The organism is Paenibacillus sp. OAS669, assembly GCF_014873645.1.
Classification (GTDB): Bacteria; Bacillota; Bacilli; order Paenibacillales; family NBRC-103111; genus Paenibacillus_S; species Paenibacillus_S vulneris.
In genome coordinates this window covers 1-25,366 of record NZ_JADBDR010000006.1, presented here as the reverse complement: position 1 = coordinate 25,366, position 25,366 = coordinate 1, and the positions used below count along the sequence as shown (strand labels likewise).

The following is a 25,366-nucleotide window of genomic DNA, read 5'->3' as shown; positions in this document are numbered from 1 at the left end:
CCCGCTATAAGGCGTATATAATCAAAGTTTCCCGAGAACAACAGCGGCCGGAAGGGGATACCTCACCGGGGAACCGAAGCGAATTTTCAGATTTTCGGTTTTTTTAACAGACTCGCCGCACCGTATCCGATGCGGCTCCCTCATCAATCGTTCCACCAGCGCTTCAGATCTTCCCACCAGGTGCCGTTGCCTTTTGGCTTGGCCGGCTTCACAGGCTCTTTCTTCTGCTCGGTGCAGTAGTCGGTAGGCTCGGTTCCCTGCACGAAGGCTTCCATTCTGGAGTTAGGGCAGTCATCATTCGCCAGCTTGCCTGTCGCCGGATCAATGTAGACGCTGGTCACCCCGTCAGGGATCGGGAACAGCTTCGGCGGAACCGACTCCAGCGCATGCTCCGTAAACTCCGCAAAGATAGGAGCGGCCAGATGCGATTCTACCGCATTGATGTTCCGGTCTTTGTCATAACCGACCCAGACGGCCGTGGACAGCTCGGGCGTATAGCCGACCAGCCAGGCGTCTGTGTTGGTGGTGCCGGTCTTGCCCGCAACCGGACGCTTCAGCACGGCGGAGACGCGGTTGCCGGTGCCTCCCGTCTCGAATACGCTCTCCATGAGCTGCGTCATGACGTAAGTGTAGGCAGGCGGGATGACCGTTTCCTTGGCCGGATTCGCCTGATACAGAACCCGCCCGTAGCTGTCCTCGATGCGGGTGATGATCGTAGGCTCGACCCGGACGCCTTGGTTGGCGAAGATGCCGAAGGCGGACGCCATCTCGAACGGGCTTACCGGGAAGGTGCCAAGCGCTAGCGAGGGGAGCGGCTTCATCGGGCTGTTGATGCCCATTTTGCGCGCCATCGCTATGACATTCTCCGGACCTACGTCCAGTATGGTATGAACGGCGAAGATGTTGTCCGATTTGGCGATCGCCTGCCGGAGATCGATCCAGTCGAAATACTTGTTATCGAAGTTGCTTGGCGTATACGTTTGCTTTCCGTTGTCATAGGTGAATGTCGTAGGCTCGCTTTTAAACCGTGTCACCGGGGTATACTGCTTTTGCTGAAGCGCGGTGACATACATGATCGGCTTAAAGGAAGAGCCCGGCTGCCGGGTATTGGACAATGCCCGGTTATATTGATTCTCGCTGTAGTTGCGTCCGCCGACCATCGCTTTGACGTAGCCGTTGCGCGGGTCGATTGCCACCAGTGCGGCCTGCATCTCCGGATAGGGCTCCAATTGGGAGCTCACGGTTTCTTCGGCGACCCTCTGGGTGTTCATATCCAGCGTCGTATAGATTTTCAAGCCGCCGTCATCGAACTGGTCCTCCGTGATGCCCAGCTTTTCCGTCGCCACACTGCGCACATAATCGCGGAAGTAGCCCGCGATCGCCGGTTTGCGGGGCTCCAACGGCAGGATCGTCAGCTTTTCCTTAGCCGCCTGATCGGCCTGTCCCTGACTGATGATGCCGGCATGGACCATCGTTTGGAGCACCGTTTCCTGCCGGTCCTTTGCGCTTTTCATATCATAGTAGGGAGAATAGTAGCGGGGACCTTTCGGAATACCGGCCAGCATGGCGCTTTCGGCAAGCGTCAAATCCTTGGCATCCTTGCCGAAGAACAGCTTGGCCGCCGCCTGAATGCCGTAGGTGGAATGCCCGTAATAAATTTGATTCAAATACTCGTCCAATATTTCGTCCTTGGTCATATGCAATTCCATTTGGACGGCGTAGTACGTTTCCTTCAGCTTTCTCGACCATGTGCGCTCGTGTGATAAGTACAGATTCCGGGCCAGCTGCTGCGTAATCGTACCGGCCCCCTGAACCTTGGCCATATGCTGCAGGTTGACGACGGCCGCCCGTGCGATCCCGCGCAGATCAAAGCCGTAATGATTGTAAAAATTACGATCTTCAATGGCCAGCGTCGCTTCGACCAAATATGGGGAAATGTTGTCAAGAGGAACCTCCTGGCGGTTTTTTCCTCCGTTTAATGTTTCCAGCACCTCTCCGTGCATATCGTACATTTCGGTCGAGGGACCCATTTTGGAGACCGGCAGCGCCTGGGAACGCATATATAACAGCAGGATGAAGATGACGGCCGTAGTCATAAGGAGCGTAGAGAAGGCGAGCGACACAGCCGATTTCAGCTTTCGGAACCAGCGAAGCTCGTCCGGCTCGGCCGGTTTGTTCTTTTTCGCATCGGACACGATCATCCCTCCTTTCTTACAACATTATAATTTGGGGGCTCCCCCAAAAAAAGGACTGGACTAGCCTCAAGGCCAGCGCCCGCTTTGCAGGGCTATTTCAATACAAGCTTCAAGAGTCCTTACTTTCCATTATGGAAAAACATAGAAACGGCTATTCAAGGAATGCGGCATCCGCGTTAATTTTTTTTAAAGGTTCCGAATTTCGGCCGGTTTGTATTTGCATTTTCGGGTGGATACACTATAATACAACTTGACGCAAAACCAGAAGCAGATAACGCAGGAAATCGGCCCGTTTGGAACAGGAAAAAACCATACGCTCCAGGATCTGGAATGAACCGGTATGATGAAGAAGGAAGGGTGAACTGATAATGGAATTGTGGTACACGGAGAAGCAAACCGAAAGTTTCGGCATTACCGCAAAAATTCGTGAGACGCTTGTAAAGGAGAAAACCGACTTTCAAGATCTCGCTATGATCGATACAGAAGAATTCGGACGTATGCTTGTTTTGGACGGCATGGTGATGACTACGATTAAGGATGAGTTTGTGTATCATGAAATGGTAGCGCACCCTGCGCTTTTCACGCATCCTAATCCTAAGCATGTGCTGGTTGTAGGCGGCGGCGACGGCGGGGTTATCCGCGAAGTACTGAAGCACCCCGAAGTCGAGAAAGCGGTACTTGTAGAAATCGACGGCAAAGTCATCGAGTATTCCAAAAAGTACTTGCCGGAAATCGCAGGACAGCTGAATCATCCCCGCGTAGAGGTTATTGTAAACGACGGCTACATGCATATCCATGATCATAAAAATACATACGATGTTATTATGGTCGATTCTACAGAACCGGTTGGACCGGCAGTAGAGCTGTTCACCCGCGGATTTTACCAAGGCATCTTCGAAGCGTTGAAGGAAGACGGTATTTTCGTAGCGCAAACAGACAATCCTTGGTTCAAGGCGGACTTGATCCAAACGGTGAACCGCGATGTAAAAGAAATCTTCCCGATCGTACGCGTATACTGCGCGAACATTCCAACGTACCCAAGCGGCTTGTGGACCTTCACGATGGGCAGCAAAAAATACGACCCGCTTGAGGTCGACGAGACGAAAATTCCTGAAATCGAGACGAAGTACTACACGCCTCGACTGCATAAAGCGGCTTTCGCCTTGCCGAAATTCGTAGAAGATCTTACGAAATAAAGTACCTATCTCTTAAAGTAAGGAAGTGTCACGCATGCGTTTGGATCAAGCATATTCCGGTAACGTATTTATTTTAAGTTCTGATGATTACGAGGCATCACGAGCCGTAATATATGGTATGCCTATGGACTTTACGGTCAGCTTCCGTCCAGGCTCCCGCTTTGGCCCTCCGCGTATCCGCGAAGTGTCGATCGGTCTGGAGGAGTACAGCCCTTACCTCGACAAAAGCCTTGAGGACATGAAATACTTCGATGCAGGCGATTTGCTGCTGCCTTTCGGCAATGCGGCGCGCAGCCTGGATATCATCGGCGAATATGTGCGCGGCTTGCTGAACGACGGCAAATTCCCGCTTGGTCTTGGCGGAGAGCATCTGTGCTCTTGGCCGATCTTCCGCGAGGTTTATGCCAAATACCCTGATTTGGCGATCGTTCATTTCGACGCTCATGCGGATTTGCGCGAGCAGTACGAAGGCGAACCGCTGTCGCACTCCACACCGCTTCGCAAAGCGGCGGAGTTAATGGGCGGACGCAACATTTACCAGTTCGGTATCCGCTCCGGCTCCCGCGAGGAATTCCGTTATGCCCGCGAGAATATCAACTTCCATCCGTTCGAAGTATTGGAGCCTTTGAAAAAGGTGCTTCCGGAGCTGGCGGGTCGTCCGATTTACCTGACGATCGATATCGACGTCCTCGATCCTTCCTGCGCACCGGGTACCGGTACCGCAGAAGCGGGCGGCATCACCTCGAAGGAGCTGCTGGCTGCAATTCATGCTATGGCTGCGGCTAACCTGAATGTCGTTGGCGCCGATGTGGTGGAGGTAGCTCCTGCCTACGATCCGACGGAGCAGACGCAAATTGTAGCCGCTAAGCTTATTAGAGAAATTTTGCTCGGACTAGTGAAATAATAGATGCAATTAGAAAGAGGCAGCTCTTCCGCCGATGGCGCAGGGGCTGCCTTTTTGCATATTTGTTCGTTCTATCGGCTTCTGAGTCGAGGCTCCAATTTGCGGGTCTCCGTACGGCAAGCTTACCCCGATTGCAGGGTTAAGACCGTTAACTCCGGACGGCAGTAAAACCGGACCGGGTATTGGGACACGCCGATGCCCCGATTGGTATAGACCTGCAGCTTGCCGTCGCCCAAAATATACAGGCCGTCTACGTATTTTTTGGCGTATTCGGGAGTGACGATATGGCCATAGAAGGGAAGCCGCACCTGGCCGCCGTGACTGTGACCGGATAGCTGCAAATCGATCGGATATTGAAGAGCGATATCGGCGAAATCGGGACAATGGGACAGCAGCAGCACAAAGTCGTTAGGGGGCACGGATTGCATTGTCTTGTCGATGTCCGGCTGCCCGTTCCACATATCCTCTATGCCGCTCAGCCATATGTAATCCTTGCCCCGGTTCAGAGCGACGGACTGGTTGTTCAAGACATAGAAGCCGCTATCGGCCAAAATCTTCGTAATTTTCTTCGGCTCCTTGCCGTAGTAATCGTGATTTCCAAGAACCGCTCCTTTGCCGAGAGGGGCTTCCAGACGGGACAACGCCTGAATAACCGCAGGGGCGTCTTCCAGAACGACGTAGTCGTACAGGTCGCCGGTAAAGCAGATCAGATCGGGTTCATGGGACTGGATAATGCCGACCAGATGAGAGAGCTGCTCCGCTGTATAATGGAACCCGAGATGAACGTCGCTGAATTGGACGATCCGCATCCCGTTAAAGGCAGGAGGCAGCCGCTTCAGCGTTAAGGTCAGATGCTTGGTTTGCAGCCAGCGAGGTTCGGCATAGCGTGCGTAACCGTAACCGCCTGCGGATAATACGGCAAGCTGCGCGAAGCCGGACAGCGCATGCTTCAGAAAAGATCTTCTGCTAAGCTTGGAGGTCATAGGGCAAGCTCCATACGCCGAGGATGTTCATATTTCACCGGGCAGAGGATATTAGCCAGGTCCGCCCTATAGGGAGGAACACTGGAATCCCATACCGCCTGACAACTCATGACTAACAGCATGATGCACACCGCTCCTTATTTTGGAAAAACTATTGATATGGTATTTACGCTTTACGCAGGGCAAAGGTTGCTGTCAGGCCAGGCGGTGAATTTTGCGAAAGCTGCTCGGGGTAATCCCTTCCTGCTTTTTGAACAGCTTGATAAAGTAGCTGCTGTCCTCGTACCCGACGCTGCGGGCGATATCGCGAACCTCCGTGTTCGGCTGCTTGAGCAGCAGCTCCTTTGCCTTTCGCAGCCGGTAGCGGGTCAAGTAGGCAAAGGGACGGATGCCGAGTGTCTGCTGGAACAGCAGGCAGGTATGCTGGGGAGTGACGCCGAGCTGGTCGGCAAGCTGCTGCAGGCTGATGGTCTCATGATAGTGGGCCTCGATATACAGAAATGCCGGAGCGAGCTGCTCCGCATGCTGCCTTTTGGTACGGACCTCCGAACGGGAGGCGTACAGGAACAGATCGAGCAGCAGCTGATAGCCGAGGGAGGAGCATTCCGCTCCCCGCAGCGGATCTTCCGATTGCAGGATCGAGACGATGGCATTGATTTTATTAAGTGTCACATCGGGATTGCTTAAATATAGGATGGTCGATGTATCGAAATGCATGGAAGCCAGCAGCTCAGCCATATGAGCTCCGTTGAACGTCACCCATTTGACTGTCCAGGGCTCACGGACCGGAGCATAGCCGTGCTTCTCATTAGGAAGCAGGAACATGCCTTGTCCCTCGCTCACCGTATACTGCTTGCCGCCGACCTCCAGCTGACCAGCCCCGCTCACCGTCTGAATCCACTGGTAGTCGGGGAAGCCCTTCTCCCGGTGCATGGGCTCCTGATTGCGCCAGCCGCCCGCATTCGTAATATAGATCGGATATTTCAAATCCATTTCCGTCATGACGCCGAATATATTGTAGTCCAAAGGGTAGAGACACCGCCTTATGCTTCCGTAGAAACCAATATGAATATATTCATATTAACAAGAAAATGATCCGATTGAAATAGCACCTCAATAAGATTTATCCTATGCATATGATCCTATTTTGAGGAGGTTTCGTTATGACCGTATCCAAAAATGTTAAGCTTCCCCATTTGTTCTATGGGGGCGATTATAATCCGGAGCAATGGCCGGAGGAAGTATGGAAAGACGATATGCGTTTGATGAACAAGGCTGGCGTCAACATTGTCAGCGTCGGTATCTTCAGCTGGGCTGCACTGCAGCCGGGACCGGAAACATACGATTTTGCATGGCTGGACCGCCTGATGGATTTGATGGCCGAGCACGGCATTATGGCGGACCTGGCAACCGCTACCGCATCGCCGCCTGCATGGCTGGCGAAGCTGCATCCCGAGTCTTTGCCTGTAGACGAGAACGGGGCCCGTTACGCTCAAGGCTCGCGCCAGCATTACTGCCCTAACAGCAAGGCGTTCCGCCTGTATGGACAGCGGCTGGTCCGCAAGCTGGCAGAACGGTATAAGGACCATCCTGCGCTTGCTATGTGGCATATTAACAACGAGTATGCGTGCCATATTTCCCAATGCTTCTGCGACGAATGTACCCGGGAGTTTCGCGTATGGCTTCAAAAGCGCTACGGGACGATTGATGAGCTGAATGCCCGCTGGGGAACGAATTTCTGGAGCCAAAAATATTATGACTGGGAAGAAATCGGCCTGCCCGGCAAAACGCCGACGTACCCGAACCCGGGCCAACAGCTGGATTACAAGCGCTTCATGTCCGACAGCCTGCTTGACGCCTATTTGGGAGAACAGAGGATTCTGAAGGAAATTACACCGCATTTGCCGATCATGACGAATTTCATGGGAGCCTTCAAGCCGCTGGATCATTTCGAATGGGCCAAGCATCTGGATGTGGTTACCTGGGACAGCTATCCGGAGCCGACGGCGGGGATTCCGGTATTTGCCGCCATGCAGCATGATTTGATGCGCAGCCTGAAGGGCGGACAGCCGTTTATTCTCATGGAGCAGGTAACAAGCCAGGTGAACTGGCGGCAGCAGAATCCGCTTAAGCGCCCCGGCGTCATGCGCCTATGGAGCTATCAGACGATCGCCCACGGCGGGGACGGCGTGATGTTCTTCCAATGGCGACAATCCCAGGCCGGAGCAGAGAAGTTCCATGGCGCTATGGTGACGCACACCGGAGATGAGAACAGCCGCATTTATCGTGAAGTCGAACAGCTCGGACAAGAGCTGAAACGGCTTGACGCCTTGGTCGATTCCCGCGTGGAGGCGCGCGTGGCGATGATCTTTGACTGGCATAACTGGTGGGCGCTGGAGCTGGACTCCAAGCCGAGCCGGGATATCCTGTACCTGGAGCAGGTCAAGCAGTATTACCAGGCCTTATTCGAGCATAATGTCGGCGTGGACTTCGTGCAGCCGAACGCCGATTTAAGCAGCTACAAGCTGGTTATTGCGCCTGCAATGTATATGGTCGCTCCCGGCGTCGCGGCCAATTTGGAATCGTACGTGCAGAATGGAGGCACGCTGCTAACGACCTTCTTCAGCGGCATCGTTGACGAGAATGACCGCATCCACTTGGGCGGATACCCGGCACCGCTTCGCAAGCTGCTTGGGATCTGCGTGGAGGAATTCGATCCTATGCTGCCGGGCCAAACCAATGGCATCAGCGTAACCGGGGGCGGGGAGTTCAGCTGCAATCTTTGGGCCGATATAATACGGCTTGAGGGAGCCGAATCTCTGGCATCCTTTACTTCCGATTTCTTTGCAGGCTCTCCGGCCGTTACGGAACATACGTTCGGAAGCGGAAAGGCCTATTATGTTGGCACGCAGCCAGAGGCTGGCTACATCAAGCAGCTCGTGGGCGGCCTGCTGGCTGATTTAGAGCTGCAGGCTCCTGTGACGGCGCCTGCGGGTGTGGAGGCGACGGTACGCCGATCGGCGAACGGGGACCGCTATATCTTCGTGCTGAACCATAATGGACAGAAAACCAGCGTGGGGCTTCCGGAAGGGGCTTTCGTGGACTTGATCAGCGGCCGGTCCGTCGATACCTCGCTGGAGCTTGATCCTAACGGGATTGCGATCCTTCACTTGCAGCCTTAGTCCTTTCCTTGAAAAAAGGTTCCCGTTTCGTTACACTGTTGCGTGTAGCGGGAGGTGCGGGAAAGATGAAGAGGGCAGTATCGGTCGTGATAGAGAGTTTCTATGAGGACCAGAGCATGCAGCAGTCCGTTCAGGGAGAGCTGTTCCCAAAGGGCGATCACTATTATTTGCGATATGAAGAAGCCGATCCGGAGATGTCGGGGACGATGACGACGATCAAGCTGGAGCGTGACCGCATCCGGTTATTACGGAGCGGGAGCGTGCGATCGGAGCTTACGTTCGTGCAGGGCCAAAGCTGCCGGGGGAGCTATGAGATGCCTCAAGGCAGCCTGGAGCTGCACACGGACACGACCTCCATGATCATCGATCTGTTGGAGGGTCTCGGGACCGTCGATTGGAGCTATGACTTGTATGTGGCGGGGGAGAAATCCGGCTCCTTCCGGTTAAAGGTGACGATTGCTTTGCGGCAGTAAGCCGAATAAGCGAAGACAAACAAAAAAACGGTTTCGGGCGGTTGCATCAGTCTCCGCTCGAAACCGTTTTTGATACTGCGCCGACGGCTCTCATCGCATTGATTTCCTTGATACCGAAGCTGGTTCTGTTTGCTTTCAAAATCAGCTTGGCGTTTTTCTTGATGATGGTTTTTACCTGCATCGGCTTTAGGCCCGGCTTTTTGGCAAGCATAAGAGCGATCACGCCGGTGACGTGCGAAGTCGCCATCGAGGTACCGCTTAATTCGTGATATTTTCCTCGCAGCCAAGTGGAATATACTCTCTCACCTGGGGCATAAATGTCGATTTTTTTGCTGATGTTGCTGAAGGGAGCGATCTGCCCGCGCCGGGTTGTCGCCCCTACGGCGATCACCTGACGAAGTCTGGCAGGGTAATCAATTCCCGCTTTCTTGCCTTCGTTGCCGGAGGAGGCTACGACGATGACGCCAGCCTCATACGCGTTGCGCACGGCCAATTCCAGCGCTTTACTGTACGTTTTCATGCCGAAGCTCATATTAATAATGTGTATTTGATTTTTCACGCACCAGTCGATGCCGTTAATAATATCGGAAACAAACGCGCTGCCTTGATGATCGAATGCCTTCACCGGATGGATCAGAGCTTCCGGAGCCACTCCCAATATCCCGCGCTGGCGGCTGGATGCGGCGATCGTACCCGCGATATGGGTCCCGTGGCCGTTATCGTCATTGGGCAGCAGAAACCGGTTCAGCAGGTTAATTCCGTGTGACAGGCAGTTGCGCAAATCCGGATGCGTGTAGTCGGCCCCGGTATCGATGACCCCGATATGAATCCGGTCCCCTTTGGATTTTTTCCAAGCTTGAGGAGCCCGGATATGCCGAATGCCCCAAGGAATCGTCTGCGTCTCGCTCGCTGACTTTCCGCTGTTAGACTGAACTGACTTTAAAGATTTCGGTGCATGAACCTTCATCAAGGTATCCGGTTCAACGGATTGGATAAAAGGGAGATCCACCAACAGCTCCGGGGAATTCAGGGTGCAGGAAAGGGCGTGAATGATTTGCAGCGGCTGGACTTCCTTAAGCCGGGTCCATTTCTTCTTGCGGCGTTTAATTTGTTGCAGGCAAGCTGAGTAATGCATTGGGTCGTTGAATCGGATGATATGCTTGCAATCGCTGCTGCCTGTACCTTCCATGGCTCCATGTAGCCATTCAACAAACGCGGATGGTTTCACAGTTGATCTTCCCCCCATGCATCGGCCGTCTGGAATCATACGCTTTTCAATATCGTATGTAGGAGGAAGTCCGGCGGCATGTGCACATAACCTTTATATAAATAATTGGGTTGGGACCCGTGTCATTCGGGAAACTTGCACATACGATAAATAGAGAGAGTCGGTCGATTCTCTTCAGCGAGATGGGAGTTGGGGCAGATCTGTACTCGGCTCTCGCGGATACAGTCAAAGGCGAAGGAGCTTTCCTTCGCTTCTTTCTTTGGACGGGATCGGCGAAGATTTTGAGGAGGATGGGGATCAGAGTCTTTATCAGCAAAAAAAGCGGTCCTGCGGACAGACTCCTAGTTGCATTTTTACATAAAATAAGGTTTACTAAATGAGTATAATGGATATTATGAGTTAGGACTCTTGTAAAATGTTCGAAGGGATGTGCTTGGATGAGTGGACAGTACACTCTAAAGGTCGGTGCGGAGCAAGCAAAAGAAATGCCGATGGTCGATCTAGCATTTGAATTGCTGAAAGCTGCGAATACACCTTTTTATTACCGTGATTTAATGGCTGAAATCGCCAAAATTAAAGGCCTCTCTGAAGATGAAGTCATGCAGGTTATCGCTCAACTATATACGGAGATCAATATAGACGGCCGGTTTGCTTGTGTCGGCACGAATTTGTGGGGATTGAAGCGCTGGTATCCGGTTGAGAAATCCGAGGATGCCGTTGGCAGCGGCAAGCGTCCGCGCATTATTAACGATGAAGACGACGATCTGGACGATGAGGATCTGTTCGCCGAGGAAGAGGATCATTTCGCCGAGGAGGAAGATTACGACTCCTTCGACAAAGTGCGTGACGAGGATGACTTTGAATCGGAAGAAGAAGCAGAGGAAGAAACCGAATTCTTCGAAGAGGACGAGATTGAAGAGGAGATCGAGGAGACCGATCTGGAGGAAGACTCCGACGAGGAATTGGATGATTCCGAAGAGGAAGAATTTGATGATGAGGATGAAGACGACGACCGGAAATAAACCAATTCCCTCCTCCTTCTTGACAGGGATGGGCGTTCAGAGTAAACTATTTTCTGGGCTTTGGAAAAGATCGAATCATGACGAATGTCTTGACTATAAAGTGCCCCGCGCAAAGTCGGGGCATTTTTTCTTTTTTTATGGGGGATTTTTGAGCGTTCCGCGCCGTTGGACGTGAAATGGATTGTGGCGCGGAAGTTGTTGCTTTCCTTCCGTTTATGAGAACTGATTTCGCGCAATACTATCAATATTGGAGGGTTACATAATGACCAAGTATATTTTCGTCACGGGGGGCGTTGTTTCCTCATTGGGCAAGGGGATTACAGCGGCATCGCTCGGAAGGCTCTTGAAAAACCGGGGGCTGAAAGTTACCATTCAAAAATTTGACCCTTATATTAACGTAGACCCTGGAACGATGAGTCCATACCAGCACGGGGAAGTTTTCGTTACCGATGACGGCGCGGAAACCGATTTGGACTTGGGTCACTACGAGCGTTTTATCGATATTAACTTATCCAAGAACAGCAACGTAACGACGGGCAAAATCTATTCCTCCGTTATTACGAAAGAGCGTCGCGGAGAGTATTTGGGCGGAACGGTGCAGGTTATCCCGCACATTACCAACGAAATCAAGGATCGCGTATTCCGCGCAGGACGCGAAGCGCAATCCGACGTCGTTATTACTGAAATCGGCGGTACGGTCGGCGATATCGAGAGCTTGCCGTTCATCGAGGCTATTCGCCAAATTAAGAGCGACATTGGACGCGAGAACGTCATGTACATCCACGTGACGCTGATTCCTTACTTGAAAGCGGCGGGCGAAGTTAAAACCAAGCCGACCCAGCACAGCGTGAAGGAGCTTCGCGGAATCGGTATTCAGCCTCATGTTATCGTTTGCCGTACGGAGCATCCGTTGTCCGAGGATATGAAGCGCAAGCTGGCCTTGTTCTGCGACATCGATGAGAAAGCGGTAGTCGAGTGTCTGGATGCGGATACCTTGTATGAAGTACCGATGATGCTGCGTGAGCAAGGGCTCGACGATATCGTCGTCAATCATTTGAAGCTGACTACGAATGAACCGGATATGACGGAATGGGAAAGCCTTGTTCAGCGCGTCAAATCCTTGAAGCATACGACGGAAATCGCCATTGTCGGCAAGTACGTTGCACTGCATGATGCTTATTTAAGTATTGTCGAAGCGTTGGGGCATGCCGGAATCGACAGCAACACGGAAATTAAAATTCGTTGGGTCAACGCCGAAGAGGTGACCGACGGCAACGTGGAAGAGCTGCTGAAGGGTGTACAAGGCATTCTTGTACCGGGAGGCTTCGGCGATCGCGGCATCGAAGGCAAGGTTTCTGCCATTCGCTATGCGCGCGAGAACAAAATTCCGTTCTTCGGCATTTGCTTGGGAATGCAGGTAGCCGTAGTGGAATATGCGCGTTCCGTATTGAATCTGGAGGGAGCGAACAGCTCCGAGATCAATCCGACTACGCCGTATCCGGTGATTGATCTTCTGCCTGAGCAAAAGGATATTGAAGATCTGGGCGGAACAATGCGTCTTGGATTGTATCCGTGCAAATTGGCGGAAGGCTCGCTCGCTATGCGCTGCTACGACGATGAACTTGTCTACGAAAGACACCGTCACCGCTACGAATTTAATAATCAATACCGTGACATGCTGGAATCGGCCGGTTTGAAAATTACCGGTACGTCGCCAGATGGCCGACTGGTTGAAATCATTGAATGCCCGGATCATCCTTGGTTCCTGGCTGTGCAATTCCATCCGGAATTCACATCGCGTCCGAACCGTCCGCAAGCCTTGTTCAAGCATTTCGTTCAAGCGGCATTTCAAATGAAAAATTAGTCATAGATCCTCATGCGACAGCATATTCCATAACAACACAATTCGATTTGCTTCTTCAGAAACTTCTTTAATTGTAAAAGTTTTCAACTTTCCGCAGAAACAAGAAGGAATATCGGTGTTTGTATCGAATTTATCTTGTTAGGATCGTTAGACAGGACGGAATTCCGACAAACAAACGAAAGCGGAATGAGGAGGTTACCGTATTGAAGAAGAAGTTGCTTATTGTTGATGACCAGAACGGTATTCGCATTTTGTTAATGGAAGTGTTCAGCAGCGAAGGCTATGAGACCTACCAGGCTTCCAACGGGAAGCTGGCCCTTGAGATTGTCAGATCGGCCTCTCCTGATCTTGTGCTCCTGGATATGAAAATCCCCGGAATGGACGGCCTGGATATTTTGAAGCATATCAAAGCCATTGACCCTTCCATCAAAGTGATCATGATGACAGCTTATGGTGAGCTGGACATGATTAAGGAAGCTACGGAGCTGGGGGCTATCATGCATTTCACGAAGCCGTTCGACATTGATGAGCTTCGCCATGCAGTCAACAATCAGCTGCGACTTACGGGCAACAATTCATACGCAGTGGGATCCTGATTTTTCAGGATCTCTTTTTTTTATTTCTATGGAATTGGGTTCGCTTACATGTAAAATCGACAAAGATAACCCTCTATTTTAGGTAGGCTTGTCTGGAAAATTACTATAGGCTTGGTTATCATTTTAAGCTTTATATGATATAATAACGCAGTATGACACAAGAGCGGTCTTCGTACTTAACTCGGTCAATAAACACTAGGAGGAAGAGACACATGCCATTGGTTTCAATGAACGAATTTTTGCCTAAGGCAAAGGCGAACAAGTATGCGGTTGGACAATTTAACATGAACAACCTGGAGTTCGCCCAAGCTATCGTAGAAGCAGCAGAGGAATTGAAGTCTCCTTTCATTTACGGCGTAAGTGAAGGAGCTTTGAAGTATATGGGTATCGAGTTTACGGTTGCCATTGCTGAAGCGGCTGCCAAAAAATCCGGATTACCGATCGCATTGCACCTGGATCACGGCAGCAGCTTTGAAGTTGCTATGAAATGTATCCGCGCGGGCTTCAGCTCCGTTATGTTTGACGGTTCTCACTATTCTTTCGAAGAAAACATCCGTTTGACTAAAGAAGTGGTTAAGGCCGCTCATGCTATGGGCGTTTCCGTTGAAGGCGAGCTTGGAACTATCGGCGGCGTTGAAGATGATATCAGCGTTGACGAAGAGAATGCAAGCCTTGCTAAGCCGGAAGAAGCTATTCGTTTCTATGAAGAAACCGGCGTTGACTGTCTGGCGATCGCAGTAGGTACCGCACACGGTATGTACGCAGGCGAGCCTAACATCCGATTTGATATTATCGAGAAGGTTTCCCAGGCTATTCCTGTTCCTGTCGTTCTTCACGGCGGATCCGGCGTACCTGACGAAATGATCAAGAAGTCCATCGCAGCAGGGGTCGGCAAGATCAACGTGAACACCGAAAACCAAGTAGCATGCACGGAAACGATTCGTGAAGTGTTGAACAAAGATGCTAAAGTGTACGATCCTCGTAAATACCTCACTCCTGCCCGCAAAGCCATGATTGAAGTGGTTAAATCCAAAATTCAATTGTTCGGAAGCTCCAACCAAGCTTAAGTTATATACGGGAAATGCATCGTTAAGATGTGTTTCCCTTCTATTCTTTCTTTAATAGCTCCGTTTATCGGTTGATTCGTTTGTTTAGTGCTTTAAAGCAGTCATGTGGGAGGAAGAGGGACGAATGGAAAAATTGATGGTCTCCGGCGGTCGTCCGCTGAGGGGGACGGTCCAGATAAGCGGCGCCAAGAACAGCGCGATAGCTTTAATTCCAGCCGCTATTTTATCGGAGACGACGGTAACGCTGGACAATTTACCGATTTTGAGCGATGTAGCCATTTATACGGAACTTCTCGAGGAGCTTGGTGCAACGGTAGAATGGAAGGAAGATCGCATGATCATCGACCCGAGCCGCTTGCAATCCAAACCTATGCCGAACGGCAATGTGAAGAAATTAAGAGCTTCCTACTATTTGATGGGAGCGTTACTGGGACGTTTTGGGGAAGCCACCATAGGATTACCCGGCGGATGCAATTTTGAACCGCGTCCGATCGATCAGCATATTAAAGGATTTGAAGCGCTGGGAGCGCGTGTAAGTACAGAAAACGGTGCCTTACATATTCATGCTAAAGAGCTTCGCGGGGCAAAGATTTATTTGGATGTAGTTAGCGTAGGGGCGACGATCAACATCATGTTGGCAGCTTCTCGCGCCAAAGGTGTCACTTTGATTGAAAACGCGGCCAAAGAGCCTGAAATTATAGATGTTGCCACTTTATTGAACGCCATGGGCGCCAAAATAAAAGGGGCAGGAACAGAAACCATTCGCATAGAAGGTGTAGATTCTCTGCACGGATGTCAACACTCTATCATTCCCGATCGTATACAAGCAGGTACTTATATGATTGCCGCAGCCGCAACGCGCGGGGATGTTGTCGTAGATAATGTGATTCCCAAGCATATGGAGGCCTTGACGGCCAAATTGCAGGAAATGGGCGTACACATTTATGAGATGGATGAGTCCATCCGTGTTGTCGGTCAGCCTATTTATGAAAGCGTCGACGTAAAAGCATTGGTGTACCCCGGGTTTGCCACCGATCTGCAATCGCCTATGACGAGCCTCCTTACTCAAACCAAAGGCGTCAGCATTCTTACAGACTATGTTTATAGCAATAGATTTAAGCACGTTCCGGAGCTTGTGCGAATGGGAGCCAAAATCAAGGTTGAGGGGCGTTCGGCGGTTATCGAGGGATCTCCGCTGTGTGCGGCTAAAGTGAAGGCGACGGACCTTCGGGCCGGCGCTGCGCTGGTCATAGCGGGCCTTACCGTACCGGATGGGGTGACCGAAATTAGCGGCGTCGAATATATTGATCGCGGTTACGATCATTTGGTTATGAATCTATCGAATTTAGGTGCAGAGGTATGGCGTAAGAACGAATAGTAGTCGTATAGACTTCGCCAAATTGGGTAATGCTAGACAATGTCTGCATCACAGTGAAACAACACTTCGATAGTCTTTTGAAACAGAACACCGTAAAACGGTTAAACATGTTATGAAGCGGCTTTCTTACGAAAAGCTATCTGCGAGGTCTTCGCCCGGTCTGATCGCTAGCGGTGAACATTGAGGGATGGTTTTTCGCAAGAAAGGCTTGCTGCTCCTTTCCTCATTCCCCGACCTGATTCCTTAGTGGGTTTTCTCCGAGAACATGTACTTCCCGGCAAATGAAAAAGGATTCCATGAACGCCTCATGCTAGAATAATGAATGTGGAACGTTAAGCCTTGAAAATTTAATAGTTTGGTGGTTAGAAATTATGGATATGCATCTAGCTCAACTAGAGGCACTTAAATTAACAGAGCTTTATCAATTGGCCAAAAAGCATCAAATTCCTTATTACGGGCAGTTGAAGAAAAAAGAACTTATTTTCGCCATTTTACGCGCGCAGGCTGAAAAAAGCGGATTGATGTTTATGGAGGGCGTACTGGAGATCCTGCAGGACGGCTTCGGTTTCCTTAGACCTATCAATTACCTGCCTAGCTCGGAGGATATTTATATATCCGCCTCCCAGATTCGCAAATTTGATTTGCGGTCCGGAGACCTGGTATCCGGTAAATGCCGGCCTCCAAAAGAAAATGAACGTTACTTCGGCTTGCTGCATGTGGAAGCCGTAAACGGAGAGGACCCTGTGACGGCAGCGGAACGGCTGCACTTCCCGGCATTAACTCCTCTGTATCCGCAGAAAAAACTGGTGCTTGAAACCTCCCCTACGCATTATTCCACACGGCTTATGGACTTATTGGCTCCCGTAGGATTAGGACAGCGCGGCTTGATCGTAGCTCCGCCTAAGGCAGGTAAAACCTTGCTGCTTAAAGAAATTGCCAACAGCATTTCCACCAATTACCCGGATATCGAGCTGTTTGTGCTGCTGATCGACGAGCGTCCGGAGGAAGTGACGGATATGCAGCGTTCGGTGAAAGGGGAAGTAGTCGCTTCTACCTTTGATGAACTGCCGGAGAATCACATCAAGGTTGCTGAATTGGTGTTAGAGCGGGCTCAACGCTTGGTTGAGCATAAGAAAGATGTCGTTATATTGATGGATAGCATCACTCGTTTGGCTCGCGCCTATAACCTGGTCGTGCCTCCGACTGGCCGTACCTTATCCGGGGGGATCGATCCCGGGGCATTCCATCGCCCGAAAAGATTTTTCGGTGCCGCCCGTAATATCGAAGAAGGCGGCAGCCTGACGATCCTGGCCACTGCGCTGATTGAAACCGGATCGCGTATGGATGACGTTATCTATGAAGAGTTCAAGGGAACAGGCAATCTGGAGCTGCACCTGGACCGCAAGCTGGCGGAGCGCCGCATATTCCCGGCTATCGACATTCGCCGATCGGGTACACGCCGCGAGGAAATGCTCTTGACCAAAGAAGAGCTGGATAAAGTATGGGCTATTCGCAAGAGCATGAACGATTCGCATGAATATTTGGAGGCTTTCCTCAAGAAGCTGGCTGATTCCAAGACGAACCAGGAGTTTTTGGATATGCTCGAAAAAAATGGCGCAGGCAGCACAGGCGGCAGCGGGGGCAGCGGTTCTTCTTCCGCATCCGCCTCCAAGCGGGTAAAAAACACCTCTGCGTCGTAATTCAACAAGATAGGAGCATTAGCCATGAACTTGCTATATGCCGACCGTGATGGAAATGTATTCGATCATCCCGACTATACTGCACTTGGCCGTAACGGTGATATGATAACCGATATTATGGAAGAAGAGCTGATTCCTCTTCCGGAAGGAGCTACGTTGGTCAGCCTGCCGCATACACGACCGGTCGGCTTGAATGCGGCTACCGGGGAGATGGAAGTCGTCCCCGGGGATGTTACGGCCGTCGGAGCGCTGCTGCCGCAGGGCTTCACCCGGCTGCTGCTCCCAGGGTACGTCAAATCGGACAAGAGCCAGCTGCTTCCGCTGTTCGGTTACACGGCTGCAATCTGGAAGGACGGGCAGTTTTATGTGGCCGCGCATCAGAGTGACGATCCGGAGCGGTGGAATCCGCGCAACTGTGACCCTGACGAGCTGGAGCTGCAGGTGCAGCGGTATTTGGAGAAGTACAGCGAGAACCGGCTGTACAAGCATTTATCCAATTGTGCTTTGGGCTACGAATGTCTTACGGCCTCCAATACGTTCTTGAATCGCTGGGAAGGTGCGGTTCCCGTATCGTTCTCCTGCAATGCCGGGTGCTTTGGCTGTATTTCCGAACAGCCTGACGATAGCGGCTTTCCTGCCCCGCAGACACGTATGAACTTCAAGCCGACGGTGGATGAAGTTGTTGAAGTCATGCTGGAGCATCTGAAAACGCCGGACAGCATCATCAGCTTCGGACAGGGCTGTGAAGGCGAGCCATCGACGCAAGCGTCGATCATCATTCAAGCGATGCGCCGTGTGCGTGAGCTGACCAGCATGGGATATATCAATATCAATACCAATGCCGGTCTGACCGACCATATCCGGGGCATTGTGGATGCCGGCCTTAACTTGATGCGGGTAAGCACCATCAGTGCCTTGGACGACCATTATAATGCTTATTACAAGCCCCGCGGCTATACGCTGAAGAATGTCGAGAAATCGCTTCGCTACGCGGCTGATAAAGGGGTGTATACCTCGATCAACTATTTGATTTTTCCCGGCGTAACGGATAGGGAAGAAGAAATCGAAGCCATGATCGAATTTGCCAGACGAACCGATCTCAAGCTGATTCAGCTGCGCAATTTGAATATTGACCCCGAGAGCTATTTGGGTCTAATTCCCAAAGCACAGGGCGAAGTGCTCGGAATGAAGCAGATGCTGGACATTTTCCGTGAGGAGCTGCCTCATGTTGTTCTCGGCTCTTATACCCATGTTCCACCAAAGCCGTAATTCGGACAAACTACTTGCAACGAATGCAGCTGACGTGATATACTACGCCTATGTGTGCAATTAAATAACTCTGATTCACATGGTGTTTCAGGGCAAAAGAGGTGAAAGCAGTGAAAGAAGCAATCCATCCTACGTACCATAACACAACGGTAACTTGTGCTTGCGGCAATACGTTCGAAACAGGTTCGATCAAACAAAATCTTCGTGTTGAGATTTGTTCCGCTTGCCATCCGTTCTTTACCGGTAAACAAAAATTCGTTGATGCCGGCGGTCGCGTTGATAAATTTAAAAAGAAATACGGTATCTAATTTTAGACCGTTTTCCAGATGTCTTACAGCATAATCATGCCTCCTGTGGCTATCCTAAAAGCAATGCAGCAGCTTTGATGACTTTGTTCATCGGACTGTTTCACTAGCTCTTAGAAGTTGCAGGAGGTGTTTTTGTTTTGAAACCGAGAGTGGCGTCATTCACGTTGTGTATTTTATTATCCGTTGTATTATGGGGAACGGCTTGTCAGAAGCAGGACGGAGTGACCAGGGTGAAGTCGTATTCCCGGGACGGGGCGCTTGGAATAACGGAGGTCAACCCGAACATGCCCATGAGTCCCACTTATCATACGTATATGGATGATACCCGTTTAATGAAGGATACGATAAGACAAATCCCCGAAGTCAGGTCCTCTACCATTACTATGAACGGACCTATTGCTACGGTAAGACTGGATGTGCCGGCCACCTTATCTGCGGAAGAGGCGGAAAGAGTGGAATGGGAGGCCTACGACAGGCTGTCGAAAATGATGCCCCGATATACGGTGAAAGTTTCCGTTTCACGTAAATAATGCACACAGGTTGATATTTCTCGGGGAATCGTCTATACTTATCTTTGCCGTGCTAGACGGGGAGGTAGCGGTGCCCTGTAACCCGCAATCCGCTGTAGCGGGGTCGAACGCCTATTCGCGGTATTACGATGTAAGGTTTGGGTTTTAGAATCGGTGTTGAGAGTTGGGTCCTCCGCAATGGATGCTTGTGAACCCGGTCAGGTCCGGAAGGAAGCAGCCGTAAGCAAGATGTTTCATGTGCCGGAGGGCTGCCTGACTTGAGTCGAGTCTAAAAATTCCGCTTGGATCGTAATATCAAGGTAGGTGCACGGTATTATTTTTTAAAATGAATGTACATAAACACCATTTTCGGTCTATGACCGGGGATGGTGTTTTTTTATACGCTCAGGAGGAAAATGAAAAATTTAGGAGAATTGTATACTAAAGTTAACTGAAATGTTAAAAGGGGTAGAGCTTAGGAGGTGGCACGTTGCAGCGGGGGTTGAATTTGCTACAGCAATTCGCCGGAACATTTATGAAGGATGTCAATCTGGGGGTTCTGCTTATTGACACCAGCTTTCAATTGATTGACATCAGTGATATGGCGTGCCGTGTGCTTGGCTTAGTAAAAGAGAATGTGATCGGACGGCCGGTAGACCGTATATTCGCGACACTTCCGCCCGAGCATCAGTTGGTGCAGCGGAGCATTCTGGAGGGGATGGTTGTACGCAACCACGCGCTGTCGTGGACGAACAATCAGGAGCGCTACGAGCTTTTGCTGGATTCCAATGTGCTGCGTGACGAGAATCATCAGATAGCCGGAGCTTATATTATTTTTAAAGATGTGACGAATCTGCGTTCCTTGGAAGAACAGGTTCAGCGCAGCGACCGGCTGGCGATGATCGGACAGATAGCGGCGGGAACCGCCCATGAAATTCGCAATCCGTTGACCTCGATTAAAGGCTTCCTGCAGGTGCTTCGTAAAACACTTCAAGAGCAAGGGATGGAACGGGAAAGCGGCTATACCGAGGTTATGCTTACTGAGATGAACCGGATCAATGAATTGGTGAACGAATTTTTGCTGCTGGGCAAACCCAAGAATGTGACCTATACATCCATTGATATTTCGCAGGTTGTGAAGGATATTTTGCCGATCATTAAGAATGAGGCTCTGCTTCACGGCGTTATCGTTCAATGCGAAATCACAGACGGGCTTCCACATGTCATAGCGGATAAGGAGTTGTTGAAGCAAGTTTTTCTGAACATATGCAAAAATGGCATTGAGGCCATGGGTGACGGAGGTCATTTGAAGATTACCGAAAGGGTGGACATTGAGGAGCGAAAAGTGAACATAGAAATTCACGATACAGGTCCCGGCATACCGCTTTTTGTTATTGATAAAATTTTTGACCCGTTCTTCACTACAAAGCAAGAAGGCACAGGACTTGGACTGTCCATCTGCCAACGTATTATTCACGACATCGGCGGGCATATCCGCGTTTCCTCGAAAGGCTTCGGAACTACTTTCACTCTCAGCATTCCTTTCCCCTAAGCCACTTCATTCAGCCGTAGATGTGTAGTATAATAGACGGGATAAACAATTGTTGGAGAGGAAGCTATGGCACATATCGCATTATACCGAACGTGGAGACCGCAGGCTTTCCGTGAAATTGTAGGTCAGAAGCACATTGTTCAAACCTTGCAAAATTCGCTGCGCGAAGGGCGTTATACCCACGCTTACTTGTTTAACGGCCCACGGGGTACGGGGAAGACGAGTGCTGCCAAAATATTGGCTAAAGCCGTCAATTGTTTGAAAGGTCCTGCCGAGGAGCCGTGTAACGAGTGCGCCAATTGCATTCGCATTACCGAGGGTGCCGTCATGGACGTTGTGGAGATTGATGCGGCCTCCAATCGGGGCGTCGAGGAAATCCGCGATATCCGGGACAAAGTGAAGTACGCGCCGACAGAAGTGCGGCAAAAGGTGTACATCATCGACGAGGTTCATATGCTCACAACGGAAGCCTTCAATGCATTGCTGAAGACTCTCGAGGAGCCTCCGGCACATGTTATGTTCATTCTGGCTACCACGGAGCCGCATAAGCTGCCTGCTACGATTATTTCCCGCTGTCAGCGCTTCGATTTTCGCCGGGTATCGCTGGATGAGCAGGTGGAGAGGCTTCATGAAGTGTGCAGAGAAGAGCAAATTAATGCCGATGATGAAGCCATTCGGTTCATAGCCAGATTGTCCGATGGAGGTATGCGCGATGCGTTAAGCCTGCTGGACCAGATCATGGCGTTTTCGGGCAAGAGCATCACATACGATGATGTGGTATCGATTACCGGAGGCATGGCGGGCGACCAGTTTCAAAAATTGGTGCAGGCTGTGAAACGACGGGATGTCGGGGCCGTATTACAGTTGATTGATGACTTCATGCAGGAAGGCAAAAGTGCGGATAAATGCATGGAGAGCCTGCTGTATTATTTCCGCGATTTGCTTATGGTCAAGATGGTGCCTGGTTCTCAGGCGGTCACTGACCGTATCATAGATGTAAAACAATTTGCCGAAGTGGCGGAGTCGTTCACAACCCAGGAGCTAATCTCCATGATGGACACATTGAACCACTACCAGACGGAGATGAAATATTCCGTACAGCCTCAGACGCTGCTGGAAGTGGCCTTAATGAAGCTTTGCAGTTCCACTGGTCCCGAACGTTCAGCCGCGGCAGCGCCTACAGCCGGATCGGCGCCAGCGCCGGACGGGTTGATTGCTCAACTGAATGGACGAATCCAGCGGCTGGAGGAGCAGATTGCTCAGATGCTTAAGCAGGGTGTCCCCCCGGCTGCAGCTGGTTCCGGCCATGCCGGCAGTCATTCCGGTTCGGGTGGAAGAACGGCTTCGGTACCTGTAGCGATGAAGAGGGTTGAGAAGCTGGAGGGCTACCTGCACGCCAAGGATACGGACGAAACGAGAGCTGTCATTCAGCGGTGGAGTCAAGTGCTTGGCCGGGTTAAGGAGCTGAAGATTACCATCCATGCCTGGCTGGTGGACGGAGAGCCGGTTGCGGTATTTGAGGGAGCTCTGCTCGTTGCCTTCAAAAGTTCGATGCACCGGGAAACGACAGAAAAGCCGGCCAATAAACAGCTGATTGAGCAAGTCATGAGTGAGATTCTAGGCAAGCCCCTTCGGCTGGTCACTATCATGATGAAGGATTGGAAGGCCGCCGCAGAGCAGTCGAAGCCTGCCGAGCAGGCTGGTGAGGAGTTAAAGCTGGTGCATGAGGATGAACCGGCGGCAACGAAGGAAGAATGGATTCACGAGGCCATCCAATTGTTTGGCGAGGATCTGGTAAAAATAAAAGAAGATTGATGACGAGGAGTGGATTTTCAATGAACAACATGAACCAAATGATGAAGCAAGTGAAGAAAATGCAGGAGCAAATGCTCAAGACGCAAGAGGAATTGGCGCAAAAAACAATCGAAGGAACTGCCGGCGGCGGCGTTGTTACTGTTACCGTGAACGGGCAGAAGAAAGTTACCGGAATCGTCATCAAACCGGAAGCCGTAGATCCGGACGATGTAGAAATGCTTCAGGATCTCGTTCTGACAGCTATTAACGATGCAATGAACAAAGCGGAAGAAATGGCTAACAAAGAAATGTCCCGTTTGACGGGCGGAATGAACATTCCAGGCTTATTCTAATCGACCGACGGCCGCATTTGTGAAGTACAGGGAATTTACTTTAACAGCATAAGGAGCTATCTCTTTTGTTTTATCCCGAACCGTTAGCCAAACTGATCGATTCGTTTGCCCGTTTGCCCGGTATAGGGCCTAAGACGGCTGCGCGGCTTGCATTTCATGTGCTGCGTATGAAGGAAGACGACTGTATCGATTTTGCCAAAGCCCTGGTCAATGTCAAACGAAATTTGCACTATTGTTCCGTCTGCTGCAACATTACGGATACGGACCCCTGCCGCATATGCCAGGATAAAAGCAGAGACCGTTCGGTCATCTGTGTCGTGCAGGAGCCCAAGGATCTGGTCGCAATGGAAAGAACCAAAGAATTTAATGGGTATTACCACGTCCTTCACGGAGCGATCTCACCGATGGAAGGCATCGGCCCTGATGAAATCCGGATTGCGGATTTGCTGAGGCGGTTGTCCGACGAGCAGGTGCAGGAGCTCATTCTCGCAACCAATCCGAATATAGAAGGCGAGGCTACGGCGATGTACTTGTCGAGGCTCGTACGTCCGTTTGGATTGAAAGTGACGCGGATTGCGCATGGTCTGCCTGTGGGCGGCGACTTGGAATATGCCGACGAGGTTACGTTGACCAAAGCGTTAGAAGGACGCAGGGAGCTTTAACAAGCTTACGAGCCTTTGAATATAGCAATGAAAGAAGAGAAGTCGTTTAGAATAACGCAGGTTATTCTTGTACGGCTTCTTTTTTTATAGACTTCTTCTTCTATGCCGCGACTTTTCATTTTGACCGCAATGTACCTGAATCCGCTTCGAAGCCATAGCCGCACTTAGTCGGGTTATTTTTGTATAAAATAAGAGATTCGGTTCTACTTAAGCCCTTGGATTGATATGTATAGAACATAGGGACAAACTTGGGAGGGATCGAAAATGAAGCTATGGCAGAGGTTAAGCTCGAAGCATCGTAAACGGGAGGAGCTATTGAAGAATGAGAGACTGCAGCTGCTGCTTGAGATAGGAGTAGCCCATAACGAATGGGTGGCGGCTCAGGAGCGACTGAACTACGTGCTGGATGTGGATCAGATTGATTATGCCGTATATGCTATGGAGGCAGCGGAAAAAAGATTCGAAATGCTAATTAAGCAGGCCAAGAATATGAACCTCTCTGCCATAGATGTATATAAAGGGAGGGTAATGGAGGGCTGATGATAAAGCAATATATGCTGTGGGGAATCCTTATCGTATCCGGATTATTATTGATTATTACTTTGTTCAGGCACAAGCATACCTTTCAGTGGATTGGATATGTATGCTTGCATGTTGCATTTGCCGCGTTTTTGTTATATATTTTAAATCTGTTCGGGCCGTATACCCGAATCGAGGTTCCGCTTAACCCCGCAACCGTAGGGACAGTCAGTGTGCTTGGGGTGCCAGGTTTATTGATGCTTATCGCGTTGAAGCTGTGGGTTGTATAAGACTATAATGAAGAGTCTGAAAATGGAAAATAAAAAAGACTTGCATTATAGTGTGGGATTGTGATATATTAATCAAGTCGCCGCTGAACGGGGCGGTAAGAAATAAGAACCATTGTCCTTTGAAAACTGAACAACGAGTGAATGTTTGAAGAGAGAATGAAAATTCTCGCTAGCAATGAATTTTGAGCTTAAGACAAGCTCTATTATTGATCACTTCGGTGATCACCTTAATGGAGAGTTTGATCCTGGCTCAGGACGAACGCTGGCGGCGTGCCTAATACATGCAAGTCGAGCGGTCCCTTCGGGGATAGCGGCGGACGGG

General features: G+C 50.6%; 23 protein-coding genes, 1 rRNA gene and 1 other RNA gene. 21 read left to right on the top strand and 4 right to left on the bottom strand.

What is annotated here, in order from left to right; all coding sequences use genetic code 11:
• Window positions 1-143: 143 nt before the first annotated feature.
• Window positions 144-2,195 carry a transglycosylase domain-containing protein gene (locus GGC63_RS14555; protein WP_412973867.1) on the bottom strand — a complete coding sequence of 684 codons (2,052 nt, stop codon included), beginning with the start codon at window positions 2,193-2,195 and terminating at the stop codon, window positions 144-146.
• A 368-nt stretch (window positions 2,196-2,563) separates the two neighbouring features.
• On the opposite strand from GGC63_RS14555, the gene speE reads away from it, so the two are divergent.
• Both speE and speB read left to right on the top strand, forming a co-directional pair.
• A complete protein-coding gene (speE, locus tag GGC63_RS14550) occupies window positions 2,564-3,391 on the top strand; it encodes a polyamine aminopropyltransferase (RefSeq protein WP_192702933.1) in 828 nt (275 codons plus the stop codon).
• Between the two features lie 34 nt (window positions 3,392-3,425).
• Complete coding sequence (speB, locus tag GGC63_RS14545) at window positions 3,426-4,295, top strand: agmatinase (protein WP_192702932.1); 870 nt, start codon at window positions 3,426-3,428, stop codon at window positions 4,293-4,295.
• A 122-nt stretch (window positions 4,296-4,417) separates the two neighbouring features.
• On the opposite strand, the gene GGC63_RS14540 is transcribed toward speB, so the two are convergent.
• Window positions 4,418-5,278, bottom strand: a complete 861-nt coding sequence (locus GGC63_RS14540; protein ID WP_192702931.1) for a metallophosphoesterase — start codon at window positions 5,276-5,278, stop codon at window positions 4,418-4,420.
• A 195-nt stretch (window positions 5,279-5,473) separates the two neighbouring features.
• A complete protein-coding gene (locus tag GGC63_RS14535) occupies window positions 5,474-6,304 on the bottom strand; it encodes an AraC family transcriptional regulator (RefSeq protein WP_192702930.1) in 831 nt (276 codons plus the stop codon).
• Window positions 6,305-6,441: 137 nt separating this feature from the next.
• On the opposite strand from GGC63_RS14535, the gene GGC63_RS14530 reads away from it, so the two are divergent.
• Both GGC63_RS14530 and GGC63_RS14525 read left to right on the top strand, forming a co-directional pair.
• Window positions 6,442-8,460: a beta-galactosidase gene (locus tag GGC63_RS14530; protein WP_192702929.1), complete on the top strand. Its 2,019-nt coding sequence runs from the start codon at window positions 6,442-6,444 to the stop codon at window positions 8,458-8,460.
• A 65-nt stretch (window positions 8,461-8,525) separates the two neighbouring features.
• A complete protein-coding gene (locus GGC63_RS14525) occupies window positions 8,526-8,933 on the top strand; it encodes a DUF1934 domain-containing protein (protein ID WP_192702928.1) in 408 nt (135 codons plus the stop codon).
• 46 nt (window positions 8,934-8,979) lie between these two features.
• Here GGC63_RS14525 and GGC63_RS14520 read toward each other — a convergent pair whose 3' ends face one another.
• The gene (locus GGC63_RS14520) at window positions 8,980-10,161 is read right to left on the bottom strand and encodes a S8 family peptidase (RefSeq protein WP_318781054.1); all 1,182 of its coding nucleotides are present in this window, start codon (window positions 10,159-10,161) and stop codon (window positions 8,980-8,982) included.
• Between the two features lie 437 nt (window positions 10,162-10,598).
• Between GGC63_RS14520 and rpoE the strand changes: the two genes are divergently transcribed.
• The 17 genes from rpoE to GGC63_RS14435 all read left to right on the top strand — a co-directional run.
• On the top strand, window positions 10,599-11,183 hold the full coding sequence (rpoE, locus tag GGC63_RS14515; RefSeq protein ID WP_079911089.1) for a DNA-directed RNA polymerase subunit delta: 585 nt from the start codon (window positions 10,599-10,601) through the stop codon (window positions 11,181-11,183).
• 262 nt (window positions 11,184-11,445) lie between these two features.
• The gene (locus tag GGC63_RS14510) at window positions 11,446-13,047 is read left to right on the top strand and encodes a CTP synthase (protein WP_079911088.1); all 1,602 of its coding nucleotides are present in this window, start codon (window positions 11,446-11,448) and stop codon (window positions 13,045-13,047) included.
• A gap of 203 nt (window positions 13,048-13,250) precedes the next feature.
• Entirely contained in the window at window positions 13,251-13,643 is a 393-nt protein-coding gene (locus GGC63_RS14505) for a response regulator (RefSeq protein WP_079911087.1), read from the top strand.
• 212 nt (window positions 13,644-13,855) lie between these two features.
• The gene (gene fba / locus GGC63_RS14500; RefSeq protein WP_079911086.1) at window positions 13,856-14,710 is read left to right on the top strand and encodes a class II fructose-1,6-bisphosphate aldolase; all 855 of its coding nucleotides are present in this window, start codon (window positions 13,856-13,858) and stop codon (window positions 14,708-14,710) included.
• A gap of 124 nt (window positions 14,711-14,834) precedes the next feature.
• On the top strand, window positions 14,835-16,088 hold the full coding sequence (locus GGC63_RS14495) for a UDP-N-acetylglucosamine 1-carboxyvinyltransferase (protein ID WP_192702926.1): 1,254 nt from the start codon (window positions 14,835-14,837) through the stop codon (window positions 16,086-16,088).
• 371 nt (window positions 16,089-16,459) lie between these two features.
• Window positions 16,460-17,788, top strand: coding sequence for a transcription termination factor Rho (gene rho / locus GGC63_RS14490; RefSeq protein ID WP_079911084.1), 1,329 nt, complete (start codon window positions 16,460-16,462; stop codon window positions 17,786-17,788).
• Between the two features lie 24 nt (window positions 17,789-17,812).
• Complete coding sequence (locus GGC63_RS14485) at window positions 17,813-19,057, top strand: radical SAM protein (RefSeq protein ID WP_192702925.1); 1,245 nt, start codon at window positions 17,813-17,815, stop codon at window positions 19,055-19,057.
• A 110-nt stretch (window positions 19,058-19,167) separates the two neighbouring features.
• Window positions 19,168-19,365, top strand: coding sequence for a 50S ribosomal protein L31 (gene rpmE, locus GGC63_RS14480; RefSeq protein WP_079911082.1), 198 nt, complete (start codon window positions 19,168-19,170; stop codon window positions 19,363-19,365).
• A 137-nt stretch (window positions 19,366-19,502) separates the two neighbouring features.
• Entirely contained in the window at window positions 19,503-19,895 is a 393-nt protein-coding gene (locus GGC63_RS14475) for a hypothetical protein (RefSeq protein ID WP_079911081.1), read from the top strand.
• A 47-nt stretch (window positions 19,896-19,942) separates the two neighbouring features.
• Window positions 19,943-20,206: signal recognition particle sRNA large type (ffs, locus tag GGC63_RS14470), an RNA gene on the top strand.
• 203 nt (window positions 20,207-20,409) lie between these two features.
• The gene (locus GGC63_RS14465; protein WP_377740965.1) at window positions 20,410-21,426 is read left to right on the top strand and encodes an ATP-binding protein; all 1,017 of its coding nucleotides are present in this window, start codon (window positions 20,410-20,412) and stop codon (window positions 21,424-21,426) included.
• A 66-nt stretch (window positions 21,427-21,492) separates the two neighbouring features.
• Window positions 21,493-23,241: a DNA polymerase III subunit gamma/tau gene (dnaX, locus tag GGC63_RS14460; protein WP_192702924.1), complete on the top strand. Its 1,749-nt coding sequence runs from the start codon at window positions 21,493-21,495 to the stop codon at window positions 23,239-23,241.
• Window positions 23,242-23,261: 20 nt separating this feature from the next.
• Window positions 23,262-23,573, top strand: a complete 312-nt coding sequence (locus tag GGC63_RS14455) for a YbaB/EbfC family nucleoid-associated protein (RefSeq protein WP_079911078.1) — start codon at window positions 23,262-23,264, stop codon at window positions 23,571-23,573.
• Window positions 23,574-23,638: 65 nt separating this feature from the next.
• Window positions 23,639-24,235, top strand: a complete 597-nt coding sequence (recR, locus tag GGC63_RS14450) for a recombination mediator RecR (protein ID WP_079911077.1) — start codon at window positions 23,639-23,641, stop codon at window positions 24,233-24,235.
• A 264-nt stretch (window positions 24,236-24,499) separates the two neighbouring features.
• Entirely contained in the window at window positions 24,500-24,775 is a 276-nt protein-coding gene (locus GGC63_RS14445) for a DUF2508 family protein (protein WP_192702923.1), read from the top strand.
• A complete protein-coding gene (locus GGC63_RS14440) occupies window positions 24,775-25,044 on the top strand; it encodes a pro-sigmaK processing inhibitor BofA family protein (protein WP_225948221.1) in 270 nt (89 codons plus the stop codon). Before GGC63_RS14445 ends, GGC63_RS14440 begins: the two co-directional genes overlap by 1 nt.
• Window positions 25,045-25,271: 227 nt before the next feature.
• Window positions 25,272-25,366: ribosomal RNA gene (locus GGC63_RS14435) — 16S ribosomal RNA — on the top strand; the annotation flags it as partial.

Bases quoted from the DNA above. Each gene is read 5' to 3' on its own strand.
- speE (WP_192702933.1), top strand. From the start codon at position 2,564: ATGGAATTGTGGTACACGGAGAAGCAAACCGAAAGTTTCGGCATTACC.
- speB (WP_192702932.1), top strand. From the start codon at position 3,426: ATGCGTTTGGATCAAGCATATTCCGGTAACGTATTTATTTTAAGTTCT.
- GGC63_RS14540 (WP_192702931.1), bottom strand. From the start codon at position 5,278: ATGACCTCCAAGCTTAGCAGAAGATCTTTTCTGAAGCATGCGCTGTCC.
- GGC63_RS14530 (WP_192702929.1), top strand. From the start codon at position 6,442: ATGACCGTATCCAAAAATGTTAAGCTTCCCCATTTGTTCTATGGGGGC.
- GGC63_RS14525 (WP_192702928.1), top strand. From the start codon at position 8,526: ATGAAGAGGGCAGTATCGGTCGTGATAGAGAGTTTCTATGAGGACCAG.
- rpoE (WP_079911089.1), top strand. From the start codon at position 10,599: ATGAGTGGACAGTACACTCTAAAGGTCGGTGCGGAGCAAGCAAAAGAA.
- GGC63_RS14510 (WP_079911088.1), top strand. From the start codon at position 11,446: ATGACCAAGTATATTTTCGTCACGGGGGGCGTTGTTTCCTCATTGGGC.
- fba (WP_079911086.1), top strand. From the start codon at position 13,856: ATGCCATTGGTTTCAATGAACGAATTTTTGCCTAAGGCAAAGGCGAAC.
- GGC63_RS14495 (WP_192702926.1), top strand. From the start codon at position 14,835: ATGGAAAAATTGATGGTCTCCGGCGGTCGTCCGCTGAGGGGGACGGTC.
- rho (WP_079911084.1), top strand. From the start codon at position 16,460: ATGGATATGCATCTAGCTCAACTAGAGGCACTTAAATTAACAGAGCTT.
- GGC63_RS14485 (WP_192702925.1), top strand. From the start codon at position 17,813: ATGAACTTGCTATATGCCGACCGTGATGGAAATGTATTCGATCATCCC.
- GGC63_RS14465 (WP_377740965.1), top strand. From the start codon at position 20,410: ATGAAGGATGTCAATCTGGGGGTTCTGCTTATTGACACCAGCTTTCAA.
- dnaX (WP_192702924.1), top strand. From the start codon at position 21,493: ATGGCACATATCGCATTATACCGAACGTGGAGACCGCAGGCTTTCCGT.
- GGC63_RS14455 (WP_079911078.1), top strand. From the start codon at position 23,262: ATGAACAACATGAACCAAATGATGAAGCAAGTGAAGAAAATGCAGGAG.
- GGC63_RS14445 (WP_192702923.1), top strand. From the start codon at position 24,500: ATGAAGCTATGGCAGAGGTTAAGCTCGAAGCATCGTAAACGGGAGGAG.
- GGC63_RS14440 (WP_225948221.1), top strand. From the start codon at position 24,775: ATGATAAAGCAATATATGCTGTGGGGAATCCTTATCGTATCCGGATTA.